Raw genomic sequence first — 23,314 nt, 5'->3', positions numbered from 1 at the left:
GTCGGCGCCCCGTGCGGGTGAGGGAGTTTTCCACAACTGCCCGGTAGACCACAGGACTCAGCGGGATTCTTCAGGCCGGTCCACTCTGAGATCGAAGCCGCGGGACCGACCGCCGCGGCAGCGGAAGCGGAGTGGACGAGGGAGGGGTTCGGCATGAACGAGACCTTGGTGACGGTGGTGGGGAACGTCGCGACGACGCCGGTGTTCCGGGAGCTGCCCTCGGGACCGGTGGCGCGGTTCCGGCTCGCGGTGACGGCGCGGTACTACGACGCGGTGCAGAACGTCTGGACGGACGGGCACACCAACTTCTTCACGGTGTGGGCGAGGCGGGCGCTCGGCTCGAACGTGCAGGGCTCCCTGACGATCGGTGAACCCGTCATTGTGCAGGGGAAGTTGAAGGTGCGCGACGAGGAGCGGGGCGGCCAGCACTGGACGTCGGCGGACATCGACGCGATCACCATCGGCCACGACCTCTCGCGCGGGACGGCGGCGTTCCGGCGCGTGCTCAAGGCGAACGCGGCGCTGACGGAGCCAGCGGCGGCGCGCGAGCCGGAGCCCGAACCGGTGGGGTGACGGTCCGTCAGGCGGACGGCGGGCGGGCCGCGGGCGGGCTGAGGGCGACGGCGGGCCTCGGCGACCGAAGTGCGGCTTATCGGGGAGTGGATGCCCGAATGGGTGCCGTTGATTTGTCGATAAGCCCAGCTCGGAAAGGTTGTTGGCGATAACGATTCCGAGTCGGATCGGTTATCGAACGGCAGGACTGGGGACCGTGGTCTGCCGCGTCCCTAGGATGCCGAACGTAGCTAACGGGGCAGTTGGTAGTGGATGCCACGCAGGTGGCAGGTGATTCTGCCCCTTTCAATCTGCTGGCGGGATCACCCCCCTCGATGTGAACGGGTCCCGTCCGGAGGGGAATTCTGTGTCTTTTGCGCGTTCTGTGTTCGATGCGTTCTCTGCTCTCTCCGGGGGCCGCGCGTGCTCTGCGCCGTCCCGGCGGAGACGGGGCGCCGCGCGCCTCGCCGCGGTGACGCTGGCGACCGGGGCCGTCGCCGCGGGGGCGATAGCCACCGCGGGTCCTGCCGTGGCGGAAGAGGTTCCGCAGCACCGGGGCGGAGCCGTCGCGACGCTGGGCGGGCTCCAGACGTACGACCAGGCCGTCATCCGTGACAACGGGGCGAGCCAGCAGGTGCCCGCCGGACTCTTCGAGATGTCCGTGGACGGCGGCGGCACCCTGCAGACGTACTGCATCGACATCCAGAACCCCACGCAGAAGGACGCGAAGTACCAGGAGACCCCCTGGAGCGGCACGTCGCTGAACGGCAACAGGAACGCGGGGAAGATCCGCTGGATCCTCCAGCACTCCTACCCCCAGGTGAACGACCTCGCCGCGCTGGCAGGCAAGGCGGGCGCACGGGCGCTGACCGAGCAGGAAGCGGCGGCCGGCACGCAGGTGGCGATCTGGCGGTACTCGGACGGCGCCGACGTGGAGGCGGCCAACCCGCAGGCCGAGAAGCTCGCGGACTACCTCTACAAGAACGCGCGCGGCTCGGCGGAGCCCAGGGCCTCGCTGACCCTCGACCCGCCCGCGGTCTCCGGGCGCGCGGGGGAGCGGCTCGGTCCGGTCACCGTGCGGACGGACGCGGACACCGTGTCCGTGACGCCGCCCGCGGACTCGGTGGCGAGCGGAGTGAAGGTGGTCGGCAAGGACGGCAAGGCCGTCACCTCGGCGGTCAACGGCAGCCAGCTGTTCTTCGACGTTCCCAAGGACTCCGCGGACGGCTCGGCGGCACTCGCCGTCCAGGCGTCGACCACAGTGCCGGTGGGCAGGGCCTTCGCCTCCGAGACCCGGAGCCAGACGCAGATCCTCGCGGGCTCCAGCGAGTCCACCGTCTCCGCGACGGCGAGCGCCACCTGGGCCAAGAAGGGCGCGATACCGGCGCTGTCCGCGGAGAAGAACTGCGCCAAGAGCGGCGTGGACATCACGGCGAGCAACCCGGGCGACCGGCCGTTCACCTTCCGCCTCATGGGCCTCAAGCACACCATCGAGGCCGGCACGTCGCGGACGGTGACGATCCCGCTGCAGGAGGACCAGCCCTACGACTTCACGATCAAGGGACCGAACGGCTTCGAGAAGCGGTTCAAGGGCGTGCTCGACTGCCAGACCGAGGGCAGCACGATCGGCAACAAGACGGAACCCGTAGCCGACCCGAGCCCCGCATCGGCGGGCGGCACCGGCACCGGCACAGGCGGCGGCGACCTCGCGGAGACGGGTGGCTCCAGCGCGACGCCGATGATCGCGGCCATCGCGGTCCTCATGGTGGTGCTCGGCGCGGCGGCGATGTTCCTGCTCCGCAAGAAGAAGGACCCGACGGCCACGGACACACCGCCGGAGGACTGACCGGCGGCCCCCTTGCGGGGCCGTCACCCGTTCATGGCTGCACCCGTGGCGTCCGTGCTGCTTCTTCGGCGCCGAGGCAGGTGCGCATGTGTGTGCGCATGTCCTTCCAGCGGTCCCAGAGACGTTGAAGATCTTTCTCGATGTCCTCGAAGGAGCCGTCCGCCATGCCGTCCAACTCCGCGAGTACGGGTGTCGAGGCGGTGAGCTGGGCTTCTGCGAACGCAGCATGATGGGCGTGCCGGGCTGCCTCCAGCTCATCCCGGGAGGCGTCCGGGACGTTGCCCAGGCGGACGTCCCAGAGGTAGTTCATGAGTTGGACGCGGTGGCGCCGATAGGCGGCGTTGGTCGCGACCTAGCAGGCTCGCCGCTCCGAGAGCTGCACACGACTCACGATGCGCTGGGAGAAGACGGGGGCCAGCAAGGTGCCCGTGACACCGGAGATTGCTCGGCAGTGCCCCACGCTGACGTTCGGTAGCGGGTCAACTACCCAAGTGGCCGGTGAACGTCCAGGTCATGGCCCCCCAGCCATACTGGTTTCCCCCGGTAGGTGGCCGTCAGGCAAGATGGGGTGTATCTGCCCACTCACTGATTGCCGGACGGTTTCTCTTGGCTGAGTACATCTACACCATGCGCAAGACGCGCAAGGCGCACGGCGACAAGGTGATTCTTGATGACGTCACCCTGAGCTTCCTTCCTGGCGCCAAGATCGGTGTCGTGGGTCCCAACGGCGCCGGTAAGTCCACGGTGCTGAAGATCATGGCCGGGCTCGAGCAGCCGTCCAACGGTGATGCGTTCCTCGCTCCCGGGTTCAGCGTCGGCATCCTCATGCAGGAGCCCCAGCTCGACGAGACGAAGACCGTTCTGGAGAACGTCCAGGACGGCGCCGCCGAGGTCATGGGCAAGCTCAAGCGCTTCAACGAGGTCGCCGAGCTCATGGCGACCGACTACTCCGACGCCCTCATGGACGAGATGGGCAAGCTCCAGGAGGACCTGGACCACGCCAACGCGTGGGACCTCGACGCCCAGCTCGAGCAGGCCATGGACGCGCTCGGCTGCCCGCCCGGCGACTGGCCCGTCACCACCCTCTCCGGTGGTGAGAAGCGCCGCGTCGCGCTCTGCAAGCTCCTCATCGAGGCGCCCGACCTGCTGCTCCTCGACGAGCCCACCAACCATCTCGACGCCGAGTCGGTGAACTGGCTCGAGCAGCACCTCTCCCAGTACGCCGGCGCTGTCGTCGCGGTCACCCACGACCGGTACTTCCTCGACAACGTCGCCCAGTGGATCCTGGAGCTCGACCGCGGTCGCGCCCACCCGTACGAGGGCAACTACTCCACGTACCTGGAGAAGAAGGCCACCCGCCTCAAGGTCGAGGGCCGCAAGGACGAGAAGCGCGCCAAGCGCCTCAAGGAAGAGCTGGAGTGGGTGCGGTCCAACGCCAAGGGGCGTCAGGCCAAGTCCAAGGCGCGTCTGGCTCGCTACGAGGAGATGGCCGCCGAGGCGGACAAGATGCGGAAGCTGGACTTCGAGGAGATCCAGATTCCGCCGGGCCCGCGGCTCGGGTCGATTGTCGTCGAGGTCGAGAATCTGTCGAAGGCCTTCGGCGACAAGGTGCTTGTCGATGATTTGAGCTTCTCGCTGCCTCGCAACGGCATCGTCGGCATCATCGGTCCGAACGGCGCGGGCAAGACCACGCTGTTCAAGATGATCCAGGGTCTGGAGCAGCCGGACTCCGGCAGCATCAAGATCGGTGACACGGTCAAGGTCAGCTACGTCGACCAGGGTCGCTCCAACATCGACCCCAAGAAGACGCTGTGGGCCGTCGTCTCCGACGAGCTCGACTACATCAACGTCGGCCAGGTCGAGATGCCCTCGCGGGCGTACGTCTCCGCGTTCGGGTTCAAGGGTCCGGACCAGCAGAAGCCGGCCGGCGTGCTCTCCGGTGGTGAGCGCAACCGCCTCAACCTGGCGCTGACCCTCAAGGAGGGCGGCAACCTGCTCCTCCTCGACGAACCGACGAACGACCTGGACGTCGAGACCCTGTCCTCCCTCGAGAACGCGCTCCTTGAGTTCCCGGGTGCGGCTGTGGTCATCTCCCACGACCGGTGGTTCCTCGACCGCGTGGCCACGCACATCCTTGCCTACGAGGGTGAGTCCACCTGGTACTGGTTCGAGGGCAACTTCGAGTCCTACGAGAAGAACAAGGTTGAGCGGCTCGGCGCCGACGCGACCCGTCCGCACCGCGCCACCTACAAGAAGCTCACTCGGGGCTGAGACTGCTGAGACTGAGGCTGAGACTGACATGAGTCGGCATATCTACAGCTGCCCCCTCCGGTGGTCGGACATGGATGCCTTCGGGCACGTCAACAACGCCGTCTTCCTGCGGTACTTGGAAGAGGCGCGGATCGACTTCATGTTCCGGCTCGCGCCGGGGGACGGCAGCCCGTCGTTCTCGGGCGGGTCCGTCGTGGCCCGCCATGAGATCGACTACGTACGGCCGTTGGTCCACCGGCACTCGCCGGTGACCATCGAGTCGTGGGTGACGAAGATAGGCGCTGCCTCGCTCACCATCTCGTACGAGGTCAAGGACCCCGAGCAGGTGTACGTGCGGGCCACGACGATCGTCGTCCCGTTCAACCTGGAGGCGCAGCGGCCGCGGCGGATCACCGCCGAGGAGAAGGCCGTGCTCCTGACCTTCATGGACGACGACGGCGATGTCGCCGGAGGTTCGGAGGCGCTCGTCGCATGACGGCGCAGCTGCACTTCGCCGACGCCGGGGAGGCGGGGGATCTCGCCGCCTTCCTGGCCCGGCTCATCCACTACGACAAGGCCGCCGCGGTCCGTCTGCAGGCGGCGGGCGACACGCTCGCCGTGTTCGGCAGGCCGCCGTCGTTCGAAGTGCTCGCCATCCGTACGGCGCGGCTCGCGAAGCCGTACGAGCACGGGATCGAGTCCTCGCTCGATGTCACCGTCTCCGCCGGTGAACTCCTCGAATTCGTGGGGGAGTCGGCCCAGTCCGTCGAGTCGGCCGGGGTGGCCTCCGTGCCGCAGGCCGTCACCGGGCCGCCGTGGGCCGGGGTTCTTCCGCCCCGGGGCGGCTGGCAGCCGGAGCAAGGGCTTCCGTCGGCGGAAGCCGTGCGGGGGCTCGTGGCGGCCGCGGTCGCCGAATTCAAGTCCCGGGTCGAGGAGTTGCCGCAGGAGCGGCGGGTCCGGGCGGAGCTCGACCAGCTGGGCCGGGAGATCTGGTCCCGCACCATCGGTGACACGGGCCTGCCCGTGCGGGCCGCGCATGCCGCGCAGGCCCTGGGATTCCTGCGGGGCGACTCGCTCGACCTGCTGTCGTCCGGTCCTTGGCTGCGGCTGCGCACGAACTACGGGTCGATCGCCGTGCGCCGGGCCGGCGTCGGAGGGCTCACCGTCACGCCCGCGTGAGCGCTACCCCCGCATGAGCGTCGCGCCTGCGTGAGCGCCCGCAGGGGCGTCAGTTCCCGTCGTCCGGCCACACCCCGATGTGATCCCGTTCGAGTTCGAGCGCCACCCTGTCCCGCATCTCCAGCGCCGCCGTGTACTCGGCGGGCAGCTGGAGGCGTCCCGCGCGGTCCAGCATCGCGTACTCGCGCGAGGTCACGGACTCCTGGCCCGTCGACGCGTCCACCTCCGTGCGGCGCAGGACCTCCGTCGAGGTGCGGCCGTCGCGGATGGCGACCGTGCGGCGGACCTCCGAGGCGACCGCCTGGTCGTGGGTGACGATGACGATGGTGGTGCCGAGCTCCTCGTTCGCGGTGCGGAAGGCGGCGAAGATCTGCTCGGCGGTGTGCGAGTCCAGCTCGCCGGTGGGTTCGTCGGCCAGCAGGACCGACGGGTTGTTGGCGAGGGCCACCGCGATGGCGACGCGCTGCTGCTGGCCTCCGGAGAGCTGCTGCGGACGCCGGTCGCGGATGTCGGACACCGCCATCAACTCCAGGAGCTCCGCGGCACGTTCGGCCTTGCGGGCGCGTGACACGCGGCGGCCTCCCTTCAACTGCATGGGCAGCGCCACGTTCTGTGCGGCCGTCAGATATGGCAGCAGATTGCGTGCCGTCTGCTGCCAGACGAAGCCGACGACCTCCCTGCGGTAGCGCAGCCGCTCCTTCGAGCCCATCGCCAGGAGGTCGCGGCCCGCGACCCGGGCCGAGCCCGCGGTCGGCTCGTCGAGCCCGGCGAGGATGTTCATCAGCGTCGACTTGCCGCTGCCCGACGCGCCGACCAGCGCCATCAACTCGCCCTCGCGGACCAGGAGATCGAGCCCCTGGAGCGCCTGCACCTCGACGCCGTCCGTGGAGAAGATACGGACCAGGCGGTCGCACGTGATCAGCGCGTCGTGACCGTAGACGGGGCGGTCGCGGTGGGCGGTGGCCCGTGCTTCGAGATCCGCGAGCGAGGACATGGCGGCGGTGCGGGTCGTGTCGGGCGTCATCCGGTTCTCCTGTCTCCTGTCTTCACCGCGTCAACGCACAAATGCGTCAACGCACCAACGCGTCAACGCTTCAGCTCGTTCGCGGCCGTGCGCCGCGCGGTCCACCACGCCTGTACGAAGGCGACCCCGGCCGTGAGGATCACCACGCCCGCGGCGGGCAGCAGCAAGGACCAGGGATCGGCCCGCAGCGTCACGTCGCCGAGCCCCGCGAGGGTGCCGCGTGCCGCGAGGGCGACCTGGGCCAGGTCGACGCCGGGCGCGAGCAGCGCGATGGCCGCCCAGCCCGCCAACGCCCCGCCGCACGCCGCGAGCAGCGCCTGCGGCAGCGACTCCAGGACCAGCAGGCGACGGCCCTGACCCCTGCTCAGACCCAGGGTGCGCAGCCTGGCCAGGAGCGCGGCCCGCTGCGGTGCGGAGTGCAGGAGGGCCAGCAGGACGGCCAGTACGGCGTATCCGGCGCCTGCCGCGACCGCCGCCACGTAGATGCGCTCGGCGCCCGACTGGAGCGCGGAGTCGGTGAGCGAGGCGCGTTCGGCGGCGCGGAACGTCGCTTCGACGTCGGAGCCCGAGGCCCGCACCGACCGCTTCAGGGCCGCCGCGTCGATCCGTTCCCCCGCGGCGCCGGTGGCCAGGAGCGCGGTGTCCGCCGGGTGGTCGAGCCTGCCCCGGTCGATCAGGAGGAACGCGCTGCCCGTGGGGAGGGCCGGGGTGCTGTCCCGGACGGCCCGGACCGCTGCCTTGAAGGACCCGGTGGGCGTACGGAAGCTGTGCGCGCCCTTGCCGAGCCGCCGGGCCACGTCCGGCGAGGCCACGGCGGGAAGGGTGGCCCGGCGGCCGTCGCCCGCCGCCAACTCGTCGTCCCCGAAGGGGCCGAGGCCGGTCGCGCGGGTGAGACGCGCGTACACCGCCGGGTCGACCGCGACCAAGGGGACGGTCGTCTGGTCGGGCAGCCGCAGGTACCAGTCGATGTGGACGGCCGCCACCTCGCCCACGCCCGGCGTCCCGCGGATCTCGGTGGCGAGCGCGGCGGGCAGGGTGCCGTTGGCGCGGTCCACGCGGACGTCCGCGCCCACCGCGAGGAGCGCCGTGCGGTCGCGGGCGTCGGCGATGCCGGTCAGCACGGAGCCGCCGAACGCCGCCGTCGTCAGGGCGAGCAGCAGGCCGAGCAGGGGCAGCGCCTGGGCGGCGGACGCGCGGCCCGCGCTCGCCGTCGACAGGAACCCGAGGGCGCCGCGGCGGCGGGTGAGCGGGCGCGCGAAGAGGCGCAGGGGCAGCGGATAGAGCCGTACGAGAAGGAGCGCCGCGATACCGCCGACGAGGAGAGGCGCGGCACTGACCAGCCACCCCGCCGAGCCGCCCCCGCCGCCCGGCTCGCCGGAGTCCCCGAGCCCGCCTCGCCGCAGCGTCGCCACCGCCCCCACCGCCAGGACCAGCAGCACCAGTTCGGCCACCGTGCGGCGCCGCGAAGGGCGCGCCGTCACCAGGTCGTCGCGGCCCTCGTGCGCCTGCTGCCTGCGGTGCGCGAACGCGGCACGGACCGGGAGCGCGGCGCAGGCGAGCACGCACACCCCGGCCGCCGCCAGGACCGCGGGCCACGCGCGCGCGTGCGGCACGACCAGGAACGCGAGCAGCAGCCCCAGGGCGGCGGCGGGCACCGCCACCACCGACGTCTCGGCGAGCAGCCGCACCGCCACACCGCGCACCGACGCACCGCGCGCCCGGAGCAGCGCCAGTTCGCTCCGCCGTCGTACGGCGGTGAGCGAGCAGGTCATCATCAGGACGACGACGGCGACCCCGCCGATGCCGTACGCGGCCACCGCGACGATCGGTGTCACGGCGTCGCGCAGCCCTTCGTACCCGGCGAGGACCTTGTCGAGCTCGGTGGAGACCATCGCGTCGTCATGCGTGAAGCCGCGCAACTCGGTGCGCAGCGGCCCGCCTTCGAGCGAGGCGATGTGCTGCTTCAGGGCGGGCACGTCACCGGCGGTCAGGGCGCCCGGGTCGGGGGCGAGACGCCAGTACCGCTGCGGGTTCTGGTCGACGGCGGGCAGGAACGACCCCGCGTCGGGCGCGAGCAGCAGAGCGGCATGCCAACGCCTCTTCGGCTCCTGGGCGTTGTTGCCCGGCACGTCGATCAGCGAAGGGGTGCGCAGGATCGGGTCGTACGACCAGTAGGCCCCCTTGGGGCGCAGCGGTTCGACGATCCCGGTGATCCGCACGGTGACGCGCTCGCCGAGCACGGTGTCCACATGGACGGCGGAGCCTGCCCGGAGCTTCATGGCGCGGGCGGTGTCCGCGGTCACCGCGGCCTCGACCCGGCGGCTGTCCGAGGTCAGCCCCTCGCCCTTGGGGAGCCGCCCTGCGCGCACGCGCGCGTGGGCGTCGACACCGGCCTGTGCGGCCAGGGTGAACTGCGGGGGGATCAAGTCGGGGCGGGGCAGCCGTCGGTCGAGCCCGGCGGGCGGTTCGAGGGTCTGCGTGCCGTACGCGGACTGCGCGCGGTCGACGCGGAGGGGCCGGGGCATGGCCGCGACGACCTGGCGGTACCGGTCGCGCAGGGCCGTGCCCCGCAGCGCGTCCTCGCGCTCCCGCTGGTCCTCGTCGAGCCCGGGGGCGGGTGCGCCGAGCTCGATCCCGGTGCGTGCGGCTCCGGCTCCGGAGACCGCGCCGCGCACCCCCTCGCTCTCGTACGCGTCGACCGCGCGCGGAAAGACGGCGGCGAGGAACGCGGTGGCCAGGACCAGCAGGGCGAGCGCGAGCGCGGGCAGTGGCGCGGCGCGCAGGCGGGTGCGGGTCCAGGGCGCAACAGGGTTGGGGCGCACGTCAGTTGCCTCCCTCGTGCCGCAGGGACACCGTCGGGTCTCCCCGGCGCAGGGCGAGGGCCGTGATGATCAGCAGGGGGACGGCCGCCGTCGCCGCGAGGAGCGTGGCCACGTGGGGGAGCGGCAGCTCCACCAGGACCGGCGGGACCGGCTGGGTGGCCTCGCCGGTGAGGACGATCAAGGGGACGACCGCGCGGGTCAGGACCGCGCCCAGAGCCATGCCCACCAGCAGGGCGAGGCCGAGCAGGAAGCCCTGCTCCGCCGCGATCAGGCGGGCCAGTTGACGGCGCGGGGCACCCAGCGCGCGCAGCACCGCGAACTCCGCCGAGCGCTCCCGCAGCGAACCCGCCGCGCTCACGGCGAAGCCCACGGCGGCGAGCGCGGCGGCCGCCACCGCCACGGCGAGCAGCGCGGACTGCGGTCCCGCGCCCAGCGGGTCGTCGCGCAGCTCGGCGGCGATCTCGTCCCGGACCAGGACCTGTTCGGGGTCGATGTCGGGGCGGGCCCGCAGGGCGGCCGCCGCCTGGGCGGAGGCGCCGGGGCGGGTGGTGAGCCACCATTCCGTGGGGGACAGGGGCCGCTCGCCGTCCCTCTTGAGCAGCGTGTTCACGCCCGGCAGGTCGAGCAGCAGAGCCCCGCCGTCCGACGCGTCCGCACCCTCGGCCCCGTCGGCCGCCCCCGTGGTCGGCAGCTCCGCCACCGCCTTGACGACGGTCACCCGCAAGGAGCGGCCGCCCAACGGCACATCGATCCGGGAGCCCACATCCGCCCCACTCGACTGAAGGAACCGCTCCGTGACGACCGCCCCGGGCTTCGGCGCTTTCAACGCATCGGCCATCGCCGCCCGTTCGCCGCGGTCCGCGCGGATCAGCAGCCCCGGCACCGCCCGCGCGCCGTCCAGGGCGAGCACCGTCGCCTGGCGGTTGCCCGAGAGGTCCATCGTGGAGCGCGCGACGGGCGCGGCCTCCCGCACGCCCGGCAGGGACGCGTAGACCTCGGGCTGCCGCTGCTCGGGGACCCGGCCGCCGACCACCCTGATCTGCGTACCGGCCCTGAAGTCGGCCTGGTCCTCCTGCGAGCGGTCCCAGGACGCGCTCTGCCCGATCGCCAGCATGCCCATCGCCACGGCGAGGACGAGCAGCAGGACGGGCCCCGCACCTTGCAGCGGGCGGCGGCTCAGCTGCCAGCCCGCGAGCGCGCCGGGAAGACCGCGCCCCCGCGCGGCCTGCCGCTCGGCGAGACGCGCGGCGGGCGGCAGCAGGCGCAGCGTCACGACCGTGCCCGCGAGGAGCGCGAGGGCGGGCGCGGCCACCAGCAGCGGGTCGATGCCGAGCGCGCCCGCGCCGTCGTCGCTCAGCGCACCCGAGCCGGACGTCCTGCCGTCCAGCTGCCAGTACGCCACCGCCGCGATCACCAGGAGGCCCACGTCGGCGCCCGCCCGCAGCGGTGCGGGCAGCGCGGCCGCCCGTGTCCGCCGCAGCGACCCGGTGCTCGCCGAGAGCGCGGGCGCGACCACGGCGAGCGCGCAGCCGAGGGCCGCGACCATGCCGATCAGCCACACGTCCGCGCCCGCCGTCCCCTCCAGCCGCACCCCGGTCCGGGCCAGCGCCCCCTGCCCCGCGAGCAGCCGGGTCAGCGGGCCCGCGAGCAGGGGCGCGAGCAGTGCGGCGGGCAGCGCGAGCAGCAGGGCCTCGGCCGTGGCGAGCCAGACCACCCGGCCGCGCGAGCCGCCACGCGCCAGGAGCAGGCCCGTCTCGCCGCCGCGCTCCCTGCTGAGCAGCCGGGCCACGAGCAGCAGCGCGTAACCGGCGAGCATGATCAGCTGAAGGGCGACGATCAGCAGCGTCGAACGGGACACCAGGAGCGCGCGCTCGGCCCGGTCCAGGACGTCGGGCAGTGCGGTGCTCGCGCTCGGACTGCCGCCCAGGGAACGGGACTTCACCAGCGCGGCCGGACCGCTCTTCGCCGCCGCGCGCAGTGCGTCGACGCGGTCCGTGGTCATGGCGGAGAAGTCCGCCGTGGCCAGCCACTGCGTACGGTCCGCCGAGACGTGCCCCAGGGCCGAGGGGTCGGCGAGCAGCGGCCCGTACGTCAGGAAGACGCTCTCGCGCACGCCGCGGCCACCGAGATCGTCCAGCTGCCAGTAGGGCTCGGTGGGGTCGGCGGGGCGGTACACGCCTGTCACCCGGACGGTGACCTCCGGGCCGGTGAGCCGGTCGGTGAGGGTGATCGGGCCGGAGCCGGGGCCGAGCTTCAGACGGGCGGCGGCCGCCTCGGGGAGGGCGACCTCGACCTCTTTCCCCTTGCCCCGCGACTTGCCCCGCGACGTCTCGTGCGTCCCGTTCGTCTCGTTCGTCTCGTACGGAGAAGGCCAACTGCCCTTGGTCAGACGGATCCTGGACCGGTCGAGCGAGGCGAAATGGGTGAGGTCCGGTTCGGCGCCCGCACGTGCGCCCGGCAGGGCGTAGGGCCCCGAACGGGACAGCGACCGCAGCCCCACCGGCAGCCCGTCGAACGTGCGCCGCGCGGCCTCGCGCACCGCACGGTCCGCCGACTCCCGCTCGCCGGGCGGCACTTGGGCCCGCACGACGAGCGAGGCCGGTGCCGCCGAGCGCGTGCGCAGGCTGTGCCGCAGCGCCACGTCGCCGATGGAGCCGGAGAACGCCGTGAGCGTGGCCAGGACCGCCGTGGTGAGCAGGACGGCGAGGAGCGCGGCGGCGAGGAGCAGCCGATGCGCGCGCACGCGCAGAAAAAGGAACCCCGTCACAGCCCCCGCGACCCCCCGTGCCCGTGCCGTACGCTTTCGCCCCCGAAAGTCTGTACGGATGCTTTCAGAGTGCAGGCAGTTCGGGAAGGGGGGTGCGGAGAGCGGGGAGAGCCGTCAGCCCTCGGAGTTGACCATGGACGCCGCCGCGTACGTCAGGTAGTTCCACAGCGTCCGCTCGTGCTCCTCGGAGAGCCCCAGCTCCTCGACGGCGGCCCGCATGTGCTTCAGCCAGGCGTCGTGCGCGGCCCTGTCGACGGTGAACGGGGCATGGCGCATGCGCAGCCGGGGGTGGCCGCGGTTGTCGCTGTACGTGCGGGGGCCGCCCCAGTACTGCATGAGGAAGAGCGCGAGGCGCTCCTCGGCAGGACCCAGGTCCTCCTCCGGGTACATCGGCCGCAGCAGCGGGTCCTCCGCGACCCCTTGGTAGAAGAAGTGCACCAAGCGCCTGAAGGTCTCCTCGCCGCCGACCTGTTCGTAGAAGGTCTGCTCCTGAAGCGTGCCGCGCGGGATCTCTTTCACACCGTCCATGGTCTCAGACGGGGCGGCCGAGGACGGAAGACTTAGGACCCCCGGCCTTTGGACCGGCGCTCACGCCCCGCGGACCGGCGCTCACGCCCTCCGGACAGGGACCGATCTCCTCCGGATCGGTACGTCCTGCCGCTCGCATCGCGGGCCATACCGCAGCACAGTGGCTATATGGGACCCACAGTCGACCCCCTTCTCGCCGCCGAGGCCGGATCCGCCCTGGTCCGCGAGATCGAGGCCAGCGGTGCCTGGGAGCGGGACCCCGAGCTGCGTGCGGCGTTCGAACAGGTCCCGCGGCACCTGTTCGTGCCGTACTACTACGTCACCTCGTCGGGCGGCGGCCATGAACGGCTCTGGGGCGAGGACCCCGACCCCGCACGCCGGGCACGCTGGCTGAACGGCGCCTACGCGGACGCCCCGCTCGCCACCCGCGTACGCGACGGAGAGCTGCTCTCGTCCAGCAGCCAGCCCTCCCTGATGGCGAAGATGCTCCAGGAGCTGGACCTGCGCGACGGCGACTGCGACGTCCTGGAGATCGGCGCGGGCACCGGCTACAACGCGGCCCTGCTCGCCCACCGGCTCGGCGAGGAGCACGTCACCACCGTCGACCTGGACCCGGAGATCACCGAGTCCGCGCGGCGGCATCTCACGGCCGCGGGGTACCACCCGGCCGTCGTCACCGGTGACGGCACTGCGGGGTGCCCCGAGCGCGCTCCGTACGACCGGATCATCGCGACCTGCACCCTGACCTCCGTGCCGCGCCCCTGGCTGGCCCAGTGCCGCCCCGGCGCCCGCATCCTGGCCCCGCTGGCCACCGGCCTGATCGCCCTCACGGTCCAGGACGCCGAGCACGCCGAGGGCCGCTTCCTGCACACCCCCGCCTACTTCGTGCCGCTGCGGGGCGGCGGCGGAAGGGCCCCGCACGAGCAGCACCTCGGGGGGCTGCCGCGCAGGGCCCTGCAGAACGAGCTCTTCCGTTTTCTCCTGGAGCTGACGGCCGGGAGCCTCGATCCCTACGAGGCGCTCGCCCTGTGGCAGCGCGAGGACCGGCCGGTGCGTGAGCGGTTCGGGGTCACCGTCCGCGGGCCGCACGAGTGGGCCTGGCTCGACGACCCCGAAGGGCCGTACGCCTGGCCACTCGCGTGAGCCCTGGGAGCGCTGCTCTCAGCTGTGCCGGATGGTGATCGTCGTCCAGGCGCCCACGTGCACCCGGTCGCCGTCCTGGAGCGGCACGGGGACGAACGGCTGGATGGGCTCCTCGCCGTTGTTGACCGTGGTGCCGTTGGTCGAGTTCTGGTCGACGACCGCCCAGCTGCCGTCCGGCTGCTGGACCAGGACCGCGTGCTGGTGCGAGACCCCGGGGTCCTCCGGCGGCACCGACAGGTCGATGTCCGGGGTGTCTCCGGTGGAGTGCCTGCGGCGGCCGATGGTGATCTGGTTGCCGGCCAGCGGGCGCTGCTGCTCGGGCGAGTACGCGGGCAGGTTCAGGCCCGACGCCTCGGGACCGCTGCGGTGCATCATCGCCATGAAGTACTCACGGTCAGGACCGATCGTCGCCGACCAGGTGACCGTGCCGGTGCTGGGACCGGGCACCGCCTGGTAGCCCGGAGGGCCCTGCGGAGCCTGGGTCTGCTGCGGCTGCTGCTGGACCGGCTGCTGCTGGCCCCACTCGCCCTGCTCGGGAGCCTGCGGAGCGCCGGGACCCGGAGTGGACGACGAGGGCGGCGGGAGCACCCAGTCGTCGCCGCCGAAGGACGGACCGCCGGGACCGGGCTGCTGCGGAGGCGGCGGAGTGCCCGTCTCCTGCGGGAACGCGGGCGGCGCCGGCGGACCCTGCTGCTGGAACGCCTGCGGGGGCGGGCCCGACTGGTCACCACTGCCGTAGGGCGGCGGGGGCGCCTCGCCGCCGTACGGCGGGGGCACCTGACCGGACGGGTTGCCGTTGCCGAACGGCGGGATCGGCTCGGCGGGCCGGTTCATCTGCGAGGGCCGCGAGCCCTGGTACCCGAACGGGTCCTGGCCCGGCTGGGTGCCGGGAGGCTGCTGGCTGGGGGGCTGGGTCCCGGGAGGCTGCTGGAACTGCTGCGCCGGGTTCGGCGCGGGCGGGTGCGGGGCGGCCGGGGTGTACGAGGTCGCCGTGTTCGTCAGGAAGTTCCAGCGGCACTCCTCGCAGAACGGCGCGTTCGCCTCGCGGGGCGTGCGGCACTGCGGGCAGAGCTCGGCCTCGGCGGCCTGGTCCGGCACGGCCGACAGGTGCGGGCGGCCGGGGGCCTGCTGGGGGTATCCGTATCCGCCGTTCTGGCCGGGGGCCTGCGGATATCCGGGGTCCTGGCCGGGGCCCGGCGGCGGGTAGCCGTAACCGGGAGCGGCCGGGGGCGGCGGCGGAGGCGGCGGTACGGCACCGGCCATGCGGTGACCGCAGACCTCGCACCAGTCGTCGGAACCCGACTGGTGTCCGTTCGGGCAGGTCGGCATGTCGGCGCTTCCCCCTCTCCTTCTCCGGCCCCGAGGGGCCGTACGTGCTGCTTGTGGGGCTACTGATGAGTACGGATGGTGCTACTTCTTCACGCGAACAGTCTTCGTGGACCGCGTCTCGAGAGTCATCTCGTCGGCCTCGGCGACCCTCGCCTTCAATCGAACAGTACCTGCCACGGCATCGACCACGTCGACCACCTTCGAAAGCAGCTTCGCGGTGTCCTCGTTGCCCGAGGCGCTGGCGAGCTGAACGGCACGGCCCAGTTTGGCCGTTGCTCCATCCATATCGCCCGACTTGCGTGCATCGAGGCCCTGCTGGATCACCTGGGCCAGTTCCGCCTGGCCCGTGTAGTGCGCCACCTGCGGATTGATCGACGTCGAGGCGGCCATGTCGTCCGTCCACACGGCCCGCACCAGGCCCTGCGAGAGCGTCTGGGCGCTGCCGTCCGGCTGCGGCACGATCAGCGAGACGCGGGCCGCGAGCATCTCCTGGCCGAGCTCGGCGTTCGGCACCTCGACACAGATGTGGTAATCCCGGGACTCGTCGCCCCAGGACCCGGTGGGATAGTCCCCGGCGCGCGGTCCCGCCTCCGTGCGGCGGCCGGTCAACTCCTCGACCGTGGGCGCCACTTGCTTGACGAACTTGATCTCCGCGCCCATCGGCGTCCACAGCCGCAGACTGACGTCGGCGACCTCCTTGCCCATCGCCGCCTCCATCATCTGCGTGAAGTCGGCGGACAGGCCCGCGGGGTCGGCGACGATGTCGGCGGTGCCCAGGAGCGCGGAGGCGATGCCCGTGACCTCCTTGACCTCCCAGTCGGTGCCGACACCGCGGGCGTCGCAGGTGAAGCGGCCCGCGCAGGCGTCGAGCGAGGCCTGGAGGTCCTCGGGTGACTCGTGTTCATTGCGGCCGTCCGTCAGCACGATTCCGTGCCGGATCGAGACGTCCGCCGACGACAGGAGCCGGTCGGCCAGGCGCAGCCAGGTGCCGATCGCCGTGCCGCCGCCCGCGCTGAGCTTGCGCAGGGCCTGCTTGGCCTGCCCCCGGGTCTGCGCGTCCGCGACCGCCAGGCGGCCGTTGCCCGGATAGACCTCCTTGGCGACATGGGTGCCGCCGATCACCGCGAAGTGGACTCCGTCACGTACGGCGTCGATCGCGGCGGACGTGGCGTCACGGGCGCCGCGCATCTTCGTCGGCGGGTAGTCCATCGAGCCGGAGCAGTCGACCATGATCGCCACGGCCGCGTCCGGGGTCTGCCCCACCGAGTAGAGATGCGGGGCGCTCACCGCGGACCCCACCGTGCCGCCGCCGGTCGAGGTGACCGTGGCGATCGCGTTGACCTCGCGTGCGCCCTCCGCCATGTACTCGTTCTGGTACACGTCGACCGAGAACTGCGGCACGTTCGACTTCGAGAAGTTGGCCATGGATCCCTGCTCCCCCTAGACGTTCCCACCGGCTTCCCCAAGCCGGTGGGTGACAAGTGCGCGTGGCGGGCACCCCGTTGGGGGAGCCTCCGCTAGGCCGATCCTGCCCCTTGCGGCACGACACGGAACGGCAGAATCGCCACTGTTACGTTGTCGTGGCCCCCGCCGTCCAGGGCGTGGCCGACCAGGACCTGGGCGCTGTGCAGCGGGCGCAGGGCGGAATCGACGGGCACGGCGCGTGCCATTTCCTCCACCGCTTCCGCGTAGTTCCACAGTCCGTCCGTGCATACGACCACTACACCCGCGCGGTCCGGCTTGAAGGAAGCGGTGTGCGGCTCCAGTTCGTACGCGTCGGCGCCGAGCCAGCCCGTGATGGCGTGAGCGCGCTCGTCCGCGTACGCCTCCGCCTCGTTCATCAGACCCGCCGCCACCATCTGCGCTGCCCACGAGTCGTCCTCCGTGAGCCGGACGGTCGGGCCGCTGCGGTCGTCGGGAACCCAGTACGCGCGGCTGTCGCCGACCCAGCCGACGACCAGGAGGCCACCGGCGATGATCGAGCCGACGAGCGTGCACGCGGGCGCGTTCTGGTGCGGGGAGTGCTCCCTGGCCCCGGTGGGCTCCGCGGCGAGGGCGTTGACGGCGTCGGCCGCCGACAGGATCGCGTCGTGCATCGCCTGCTGCGGGTGCGTGCCGCGCGGCAGGGCGGCGAGCAGCGACTCGTTGGCCGCGCGTGACGCGGCGAGGGAGGCCTCGTCGGGGCGGGTCGCGGACGAGACACCGTCGCAGACGATCGCGACGACGGCGGGGGAACCGTCCGGCAGTGCGGCCGACGAGATCGCGAACGCGTCCTCGTTGCGGTGGTGGCGCAGGCCCCGGTCGCTGACCGCGGCGACCGCGTCGAGCTCCTGCTCCATGTGGTCGCGCTCGCGCGGCTGGGCGTGCCCGCAGTTCTCGCAGTAGCCGTCCGGGTCCACACGGCCCGAACGGCACGCCACACAGAGCTTGGTGCCCGCGGGCGGCGTGGGGTCGGCCAGGACCGCACGGGGGTCGGCGGGCTCGGGCTCCGGCGGGGCGCCGGGCGCGGGCAGGGGGTACTCGTCCGGCTCGGCGGGCCGGGGGACGGGAGCGTCCGTACGGATGTCTTCCGCGTCCCGCGCCTCGCCCGCGTTCGGGGAGAGCTCACCGCCCGACGACTCCGTGACCGGCAGGTCGGTGGGCAGGTGCGCGGGCACCGGCATGTCGGAGCTGTCCACGTCCGGGGCGATGGGCCACTGCGACGACGCGTCGGGCGGCGGCGCGGACGACGAGCCGTTCATCGCGACGGTGGGGCGGTCGTCCGCCCCCACCGGCTGCGCCGACAGGTCGTACCCGCACGCGCCGCAGAACAGGTCACCCGCTTCCAGCGGCTCTTCGCAGCCGGGGCACGTGGAACCCGCCCCGGCAGTCTGCTGGTGCATCTGCGACATCTTCACACCCACGTCCGAGGGCGGAAACGGTTGGCCCGTTCCACCAGTTCGATCCTTTCCTCGCCACCCTGTGCGAGCCGGGCAAGCGTGCGGTACGAGCGCTCAAGGCCGAACCGGAGGCCGCGCTCGTCCAGCTCGCTGCCGAGCAGCACGGTCCGCGAGCCGCCCGCCGGTGCAGCGGGTGCTGCCGGTGGAGCGGAGGCGTGACCAGAGTGCATACCGGAGAGTACCCAGTCCAACGCGGTGCCGAGGACCTCGGTGGAGAGCCGCTCACGGCGCACCGCGTCCAGGCCGAAGCCCGCGAGGGCGTCCACCTGCCCCGCGGCCGCCGTCAGGTCGTCGAGGAAAAGGGTGCCGGGGGACGGCGCGGTGGCCAACGTCATACGGTGGCGCAGCCTCGCCCGCACCGCTGCCACGCGGGCCGCGGTGTAGTGGATCGAGGCCTCGGGAACCGACTCCAGGGTCTGCACGGCACCGCGCCGGTCGTCCGCGGCGAGCTGCACGCGCGCCAGGCCGAACGCCGCGCTGACATAGCTCGGGTCGGTGGCCCATACGAGGCGGTAGTACTCGGCCGCGTTGTCCAGCTGCTCCAGGACCTCCGCGCAGACGCCCAGGGCCAGCTTGGGCGCGGGCTCGCCGGGGAACGCGTCGTACACGGCGTCGAAGGACAGCGCCGCGTTCTCGTGGTCACCGGTCGCGAGCGAGGCGACGCCGCGGTACCAGACCACCCGCCAGTCGTCCGGATGCTGTATCTCCAGGTCGGTCAACGCCTGCGCCGCCGAATCCAGTTCACCCATGGCGAGGCGGGCCCGCAGCCCGCGAAGCCGCAGCTCCACGGAGTCGGCGGGTGCGGCCCGCAGGGCGGTGATCAGCTCGGCGGGCGCGGAGGCCAGCAGACCGGCGAGGAACCCGGCGTTCGGGTCGTTCGGGTCGACGCGCGGCACCGGCAGCGCGAGCGCCGTCGCGGGAGCGTCGAGCGCGCGGACGATCCGGGCCGTCGGGGCGGCCGGGGGCACGGGCGGCGACGCGATCGCCGGGGCGCCGCCTGCCTGGCCGTTGCCCTCGCCCGCCGTCAGCTCGGGGCGGCCCTTGCGCCGCCCCTGGGGCAGCACGCGTACCCCGAACTGTGAGACGTCGCCGGTCAGTTCGGCGAACAGCTCCGTGTCCGTGACCTTCACCTCGGGCCCGAACAGGGTGGAGAGCGCGGGGCGCGGCCGGCCCGTCTGGAGGGCCACGACCTCCCTCAGGACGCCCGTGAGCTGCTCCGCCATCTCCTGCGCCGACGCGAACCTGCGGGCCGGGTCCGGGTCGGTGGCGCGCACGAGGAGGCGGTAGAACGACTCGTACGTGCGGAAGACCTCGATGTTGTCGGGGTCCGGCAGGGAGTCCACGAAGACGTTCGTGTAGCCCTGGAAGTCGAAGGTGAGCACGGCGAGTGTGCGCGCCACCGTGTACAGATCGGAGGCCACCGACGGGCCCAGCTCGGCGACTTCGGGGCCTTGATAGCCGACCGTTCCATAGATGGCCGACTCGTCGTCGTCCATGCGGCGGACCGCGCCCATGTCGATCAGCTTGAGCTGGTCCTCGGTCTGGATGGCGTTGTCGACCTTGAAGTCGCAGTACAGGAGATTGCGGCTGTGCAGATGGCCGAGTGCCTCAAGGGCCTCGATGCCGAACGCGCAGGCCTGCTCGACGGGCAGCGGGTCGCGCTTGCCCTGCGCCGTGCGGCGTTCGTTGGCGATCTCCTTGAGCGACTTGCCGCCGACGTACTCCATGACGATGTAGCCGTCCATGGAGCCCGTGCGCTGGTCGAGGTGCTCGACGAAGTTGTAGATGCGCACGATGTTGCTGTGCTCGATCTCGGCGAGGAAGCGGCGCTCGGAGATCGCGGCGGCCATCGCGTCCTGGTCGCCCGTGTCGAGCAGGCCCTTGAGGACCACCCAGCGGTCGGAGACCGCGCGGTCGACGGCGAGATAGACCCAGCCGAGACCGCCGTGCGCCAGACAGCCCACGACCTCGTACTGGCCGTGCACGATGTCGCCCGCGTTCAGCTTCGGCACGAACGAGTACGGGTGGCCGCACTTGGTGCAGAACCCCTCGGTGCGGCCGGGCCGTTCACCGCGCGCGCGGCCCACCGGCGCCCCGCAGTCGGAGCGCGAGCAGAAGCGCTTGCGCTCGGGAACCTCGGGGTTCTCCTGCACGGCCTGGCGGGGATCGGGGCGCGGCACCTCGGGCACGAGCACCAGGCCCACGCCCAGCCTGCTGCGCGCCGAGGAACCCGCCCCCGAGCCCGAACTGCGCACCGAGACCGAGCGGGACGTCGTGCTGCCGGACAGCGAGCGCGAGAGCCGCCCCGACACCGAGCGGCGCGAGGACTGGGACCTGGACGACGAGCGCGACGAGGCGCGCGAGCTGGACCGGGAGCTGCTGCTGCCCGACCCCTTGCCGCCGCCGGTGATGCCGGTCGGGGGCGAGGACACCATGCCGGTCGGCGAGACGACCGGGGCCAGGCCGCAGGTGTCGCAGTACAGCTCGCCGCCGCCCACGTCCTCGTACGACCCTGTGCATCCGGGTCGCTGGCACTTCCGCTGCTCACTCATGCTTCCCCCCTCCGGTCGGTGGGACCGCCCTGTTGCGGCACCCTCGGTGCAAGGACTTCGGCGGCCGCGTGCTGATAACGAAGCACCGCCTGTTCGGCGACGCGCAGATCGCAGGGAGCGCTCCACAGCATCCGGCGCGCCGCGTCGTACTTCTCGACCAGGAGCGGGTCCTCCGCGTGGCCGAGCCGGGCGACCTTCGCCTTGTACGCGTCCAGGCGGCCGCGCAGCTCCGCGCGTATCGCCAGGGGCTGGGTGACGGCGGTCAACGACTCGCGGGCGCGCATCAGTTCGTCCTCGGCCTTCTCCTCCAGGGACTCCAGGAGCGGGGAGAGCCGGTGCCACTGGGCGTGCCTGCGGTAGTCGGAGGCCATGGCCAGCTGTTCCTGCAGCGCGGTCGAAGGGCCGCTGACGGCGGGCACTTCGGAGGCGGCGATCTTGGCGAGGACCTCGCCGCGCGCGGAGCGTGCCTCGGCGAGGGTGCGGTCGGCGCGCGAGAGCACGTCACGCAGCCTGCCGAGCCGCAGCTCCGCGTCCTGCCGGACGGTGAGCACCGCGTCGATCTCACGGCGCACGTCCTCCAGGGCGCGGGCCTCGCGGTCGTACCGCTCGGTGTGCGGGCGGCCGCCTCCGGGGGCCGAACTGCCCGGTGCGGGCTGCCAGAAGGCCAGCGGATCGGAGATCACCTGCTCGCGCAGGTGTGTCAGCTCCGCCGTGATCCGCTCCAGGTCGTCGCCCGCGGGGTGCTCGCCGGGACGTACGCCCACGGAGTGCGCGAGCTGGCGGGTGCGGTGCAGTTCGGCGGCCAGGAGGTCTATCCGGGCGGGCAGCGCGGACCAGACCGCGTCGGCGGCCACGACCATGTCGAGCGAGTGCGCGTACAGGTCGTTCATCCGTGCGACGAGTTCGATGAGCGTGAAGCGTTCGGTGAGCTTGGCCGGTCCGGTGATCGAGGCCGACGGCGCGGGGGCGGCGCCGCCGGCGACGGTGACGCTCTCACCGCGAAGGAGTTCGGTCAGCTCCACCAGGTCGTCCCTGTTGGGCCAGCGTCTGCGGGCCCTCGTCTCGTGCGCCGCGCGCAGGGCGGCGGCGTACGCGTCGAAGTACGCCCACAGGAGGGTGATCTGCTGCTCGGTGGACTGCCAGCGCTCCTGTGTGGTGCCGGTGAGACCGGCACCTTCGAGGAGTCGGCGGCCCGCGTGATCCTGAAGGGCGAGGAGTGAGGTCTCGATCGCCTCGTGCTCGGCGTCGAGCCGCGCCAGCGCACGGTCCACCTCGTCCCGGTCCATCACAGGACCAGGGGGTCCCGCGACGCTCATCGATCACCTCTCCGCTCTGCGTTGCTGTGCACGTCCGGCTCAGTCGCTGTACTTCGGTGCGGGCGGTCCCGCCGATTCGCCGAGTGCCGGCTTCAGCCACTTGTCGTAGCTCTTCTGCCAGCCGCTCTTGCGGTAGTCCTCGAGGACTTGGTTGACCCGGCGCACCAGGTCGTCCTCGCCCTTCTCGGGCTTCTTCATCGCCACGCCGTAGTACTCGGTGTTGAGCGGCGCCTCGCCCTTGAGCTCGACCGTCGGGTCCTGCGCGGCCTGGCTCGCGGCGAGCGCGCTGTCGGTCACGACGGCGTCCACCTCACCGAGCTGGAGCCTTACCAGGCAGTCGAGTTGGTTGGGGACCGTCGTCCCGATGTCGGCATCGAGACCCTTCTTCTTGAGCTCGCCCAGCTTGGTGAGCGCCGTGGAACCCTTCGCCGAGCAGACCTTCTTGCCGTCCAGTGTGTCGTCGAACCCGGTGATCTTGGACGACTTGGGGGCGAGGACCTGCTGACCCGTCTTGAAGTAGGCGGTGGAGAAGGAGACGTCCTTCTCGCGCTCGCAGGTGATCGTCATGGTCCGTACGACCATGTCGACCTGGCCGGTCTGTATCGCCTTGACGCGCTGGTTGGTGGGGATGGCGCGGAAGAGCACGGCGTCGCGGTCGCCGAGGATCTCCTCGGCGATCTTGTGCGCGAGGTCGATGTCGAAGCCTTCGAGCGTCGCCGTCGCCTTGTTCGGGTCGCGATACCCCCAGCGGTAGCTGTTCTGGTCGACGCCGACGATGAGCTTCTTGACCTTGCGGTCGCGGATGGCCTCGACCGTCGGGCCGTCCTTGTCGTCGGGGGAGAGGCTCGCCTCGGGGCTCTCGCACTCCTCGGCGCGCGCGGGAGCGGCCTTGGCGGAAGCCGGGGACGCCTGGTCCGCGCCCTTGTCGGACCTGACCGCGCTGCCTGCCTCCGGCAGCACCAGCATGAGGGAGCCCGTGAGCGCGCAGGCCACCGCCATGGCGGCAGCTCCGCCCCAGCCGCGCAGCCTCGCCAGTCCTCGCGTACGCATCGTCCGCTCGCCCCCTC

At 72.2% G+C, this 23,314-nt stretch carries 17 protein-coding genes; 6 read left to right on the top strand and 11 right to left on the bottom strand.

All coding sequences use genetic code 11. From position 1 onward, the window contains the following. Nucleotides 1-153 precede the first annotated feature (153 nt). Nucleotides 154-573 (top strand): single-stranded DNA-binding protein, encoded by a 420-nt coding sequence (locus tag ABZ833_RS16455; protein ID WP_361046767.1) that lies wholly within the window; start codon nucleotides 154-156, stop codon nucleotides 571-573. A gap of 451 nt (nucleotides 574-1,024) precedes the next feature. Then, on the top strand, nucleotides 1,025-2,398 hold the full coding sequence (locus ABZ833_RS16450; RefSeq protein WP_361046764.1) for a Cys-Gln thioester bond-forming surface protein: 1,374 nt from the start codon (nucleotides 1,025-1,027) through the stop codon (nucleotides 2,396-2,398). 31 nt (nucleotides 2,399-2,429) lie between these two features. On the opposite strand, the gene ABZ833_RS16445 is transcribed toward ABZ833_RS16450, so the two are convergent. Next, complete coding sequence (locus ABZ833_RS16445) at nucleotides 2,430-2,708, bottom strand: hypothetical protein (protein WP_361046761.1); 279 nt, start codon at nucleotides 2,706-2,708, stop codon at nucleotides 2,430-2,432. A gap of 296 nt (nucleotides 2,709-3,004) precedes the next feature. Here ABZ833_RS16445 and ettA point away from each other — a divergent pair, with 296 nt between their 5' ends. From ettA to ABZ833_RS16430, 3 genes are read left to right on the top strand one after another with little or no spacing between them, the layout of a single operon-like run. Then, nucleotides 3,005-4,669, top strand: a complete 1,665-nt coding sequence (ettA, locus tag ABZ833_RS16440) for an energy-dependent translational throttle protein EttA (RefSeq protein ID WP_361046757.1) — start codon at nucleotides 3,005-3,007, stop codon at nucleotides 4,667-4,669. A 28-nt stretch (nucleotides 4,670-4,697) separates the two neighbouring features. Next, nucleotides 4,698-5,144 (top strand): thioesterase family protein, encoded by a 447-nt coding sequence (locus ABZ833_RS16435; RefSeq protein WP_249589860.1) that lies wholly within the window; start codon nucleotides 4,698-4,700, stop codon nucleotides 5,142-5,144. Continuing rightward, entirely contained in the window at nucleotides 5,141-5,827 is a 687-nt protein-coding gene (locus tag ABZ833_RS16430) for a hypothetical protein (protein ID WP_361046754.1), read from the top strand. Before ABZ833_RS16435 ends, ABZ833_RS16430 begins: the two co-directional genes overlap by 4 nt. 49 nt (nucleotides 5,828-5,876) lie before the next feature. On the opposite strand, the gene ABZ833_RS16425 is transcribed toward ABZ833_RS16430, so the two are convergent. The 4 genes from ABZ833_RS16425 to ABZ833_RS16410 form a co-directional block, all read right to left on the bottom strand. After that, nucleotides 5,877-6,851, bottom strand: a complete 975-nt coding sequence (locus ABZ833_RS16425; RefSeq protein ID WP_361046751.1) for an ABC transporter ATP-binding protein — start codon at nucleotides 6,849-6,851, stop codon at nucleotides 5,877-5,879. 62 nt (nucleotides 6,852-6,913) lie between these two features. Beyond that, a complete protein-coding gene (locus ABZ833_RS16420; protein ID WP_361046748.1) occupies nucleotides 6,914-9,673 on the bottom strand; it encodes an FtsX-like permease family protein in 2,760 nt (919 codons plus the stop codon). Between the two features lies 1 nt (nucleotide 9,674). After that, the gene (locus ABZ833_RS16415) at nucleotides 9,675-12,440 is read right to left on the bottom strand and encodes an ABC transporter permease (RefSeq protein WP_361046745.1); all 2,766 of its coding nucleotides are present in this window, start codon (nucleotides 12,438-12,440) and stop codon (nucleotides 9,675-9,677) included. A 114-nt stretch (nucleotides 12,441-12,554) separates the two neighbouring features. Then, nucleotides 12,555-12,968 carry a globin gene (locus tag ABZ833_RS16410; protein ID WP_361046742.1) on the bottom strand — a complete coding sequence of 138 codons (414 nt, stop codon included), beginning with the start codon at nucleotides 12,966-12,968 and terminating at the stop codon, nucleotides 12,555-12,557. A 168-nt stretch (nucleotides 12,969-13,136) separates the two neighbouring features. Between ABZ833_RS16410 and ABZ833_RS16405 the strand changes: the two genes are divergently transcribed. After that, nucleotides 13,137-14,111, top strand: coding sequence for a methyltransferase domain-containing protein (locus ABZ833_RS16405; RefSeq protein WP_361046740.1), 975 nt, complete (start codon nucleotides 13,137-13,139; stop codon nucleotides 14,109-14,111). Between the two features lie 18 nt (nucleotides 14,112-14,129). On the opposite strand, the gene ABZ833_RS16400 is transcribed toward ABZ833_RS16405, so the two are convergent. The 6 genes from ABZ833_RS16400 to ABZ833_RS16375 all read right to left on the bottom strand — a co-directional run bounded on the left by ABZ833_RS16400 (nucleotide 14,130) and on the right by ABZ833_RS16375 (nucleotide 23,297). Next, nucleotides 14,130-15,440 carry an FHA domain-containing protein gene (locus ABZ833_RS16400; RefSeq protein WP_361046737.1) on the bottom strand — a complete coding sequence of 437 codons (1,311 nt, stop codon included), beginning with the start codon at nucleotides 15,438-15,440 and terminating at the stop codon, nucleotides 14,130-14,132. 81 nt (nucleotides 15,441-15,521) lie between these two features. After that, the gene (locus tag ABZ833_RS16395; protein WP_361046735.1) at nucleotides 15,522-16,865 is read right to left on the bottom strand and encodes a VWA domain-containing protein; all 1,344 of its coding nucleotides are present in this window, start codon (nucleotides 16,863-16,865) and stop codon (nucleotides 15,522-15,524) included. A 92-nt stretch (nucleotides 16,866-16,957) separates the two neighbouring features. After that, entirely contained in the window at nucleotides 16,958-18,331 is a 1,374-nt protein-coding gene (locus ABZ833_RS16390; RefSeq protein ID WP_361046732.1) for a PP2C family serine/threonine-protein phosphatase, read from the bottom strand. A 2-nt stretch (nucleotides 18,332-18,333) separates the two neighbouring features. Further along, complete coding sequence (locus ABZ833_RS16385; protein WP_361046730.1) at nucleotides 18,334-20,931, bottom strand: tetratricopeptide repeat protein; 2,598 nt, start codon at nucleotides 20,929-20,931, stop codon at nucleotides 18,334-18,336. After that, entirely contained in the window at nucleotides 20,928-22,247 is a 1,320-nt protein-coding gene (locus ABZ833_RS16380; RefSeq protein ID WP_361046727.1) for a hypothetical protein, read from the bottom strand. Before ABZ833_RS16380 ends, ABZ833_RS16385 begins: the two co-directional genes overlap by 4 nt. Nucleotides 22,248-22,286: 39 nt before the next feature. Further along, nucleotides 22,287-23,297 (bottom strand): glutamate ABC transporter substrate-binding protein, encoded by a 1,011-nt coding sequence (locus ABZ833_RS16375; RefSeq protein ID WP_361046724.1) that lies wholly within the window; start codon nucleotides 23,295-23,297, stop codon nucleotides 22,287-22,289. Nucleotides 23,298-23,314: the final 17 nt, after the last annotated feature.

The sequence above is a fragment of the Streptomyces sp. NPDC047525 genome, from assembly GCF_040643025.1.
GTDB classification, from domain to species: Bacteria; Actinomycetota; Actinomycetes; order Streptomycetales; family Streptomycetaceae; genus Streptomyces; species Streptomyces durmitorensis.
The sequence above is the reverse complement of the archived record's forward strand: the minus strand, read 5'-3'. Positions and strand labels throughout refer to the sequence as shown.

Bases quoted from the DNA above. Each gene is read 5' to 3' on its own strand.
- ABZ833_RS16455 (WP_361046767.1), top strand. From the start codon at position 154: ATGAACGAGACCTTGGTGACGGTGGTGGGGAACGTCGCGACGACGCCG.
- ABZ833_RS16445 (WP_361046761.1), bottom strand. From the start codon at position 2,708: ATGAACTACCTCTGGGACGTCCGCCTGGGCAACGTCCCGGACGCCTCC.
- ABZ833_RS16435 (WP_249589860.1), top strand. From the start codon at position 4,698: ATGAGTCGGCATATCTACAGCTGCCCCCTCCGGTGGTCGGACATGGAT.
- ABZ833_RS16430 (WP_361046754.1), top strand. From the start codon at position 5,141: ATGACGGCGCAGCTGCACTTCGCCGACGCCGGGGAGGCGGGGGATCTC.
- ABZ833_RS16425 (WP_361046751.1), bottom strand. From the start codon at position 6,851: ATGACGCCCGACACGACCCGCACCGCCGCCATGTCCTCGCTCGCGGAT.
- ABZ833_RS16410 (WP_361046742.1), bottom strand. From the start codon at position 12,968: ATGGACGGTGTGAAAGAGATCCCGCGCGGCACGCTTCAGGAGCAGACC.
- ABZ833_RS16405 (WP_361046740.1), top strand. From the start codon at position 13,137: ATGGGACCCACAGTCGACCCCCTTCTCGCCGCCGAGGCCGGATCCGCC.
- ABZ833_RS16400 (WP_361046737.1), bottom strand. From the start codon at position 15,440: ATGCCGACCTGCCCGAACGGACACCAGTCGGGTTCCGACGACTGGTGC.
- ABZ833_RS16395 (WP_361046735.1), bottom strand. From the start codon at position 16,865: ATGGCCAACTTCTCGAAGTCGAACGTGCCGCAGTTCTCGGTCGACGTG.
- ABZ833_RS16390 (WP_361046732.1), bottom strand. From the start codon at position 18,331: ATGTCGCAGATGCACCAGCAGACTGCCGGGGCGGGTTCCACGTGCCCC.
- ABZ833_RS16385 (WP_361046730.1), bottom strand. From the start codon at position 20,931: ATGAGTGAGCAGCGGAAGTGCCAGCGACCCGGATGCACAGGGTCGTAC.
- ABZ833_RS16380 (WP_361046727.1), bottom strand. From the start codon at position 22,247: ATGAGCGTCGCGGGACCCCCTGGTCCTGTGATGGACCGGGACGAGGTG.
- ABZ833_RS16375 (WP_361046724.1), bottom strand. From the start codon at position 23,297: ATGCGTACGCGAGGACTGGCGAGGCTGCGCGGCTGGGGCGGAGCTGCC.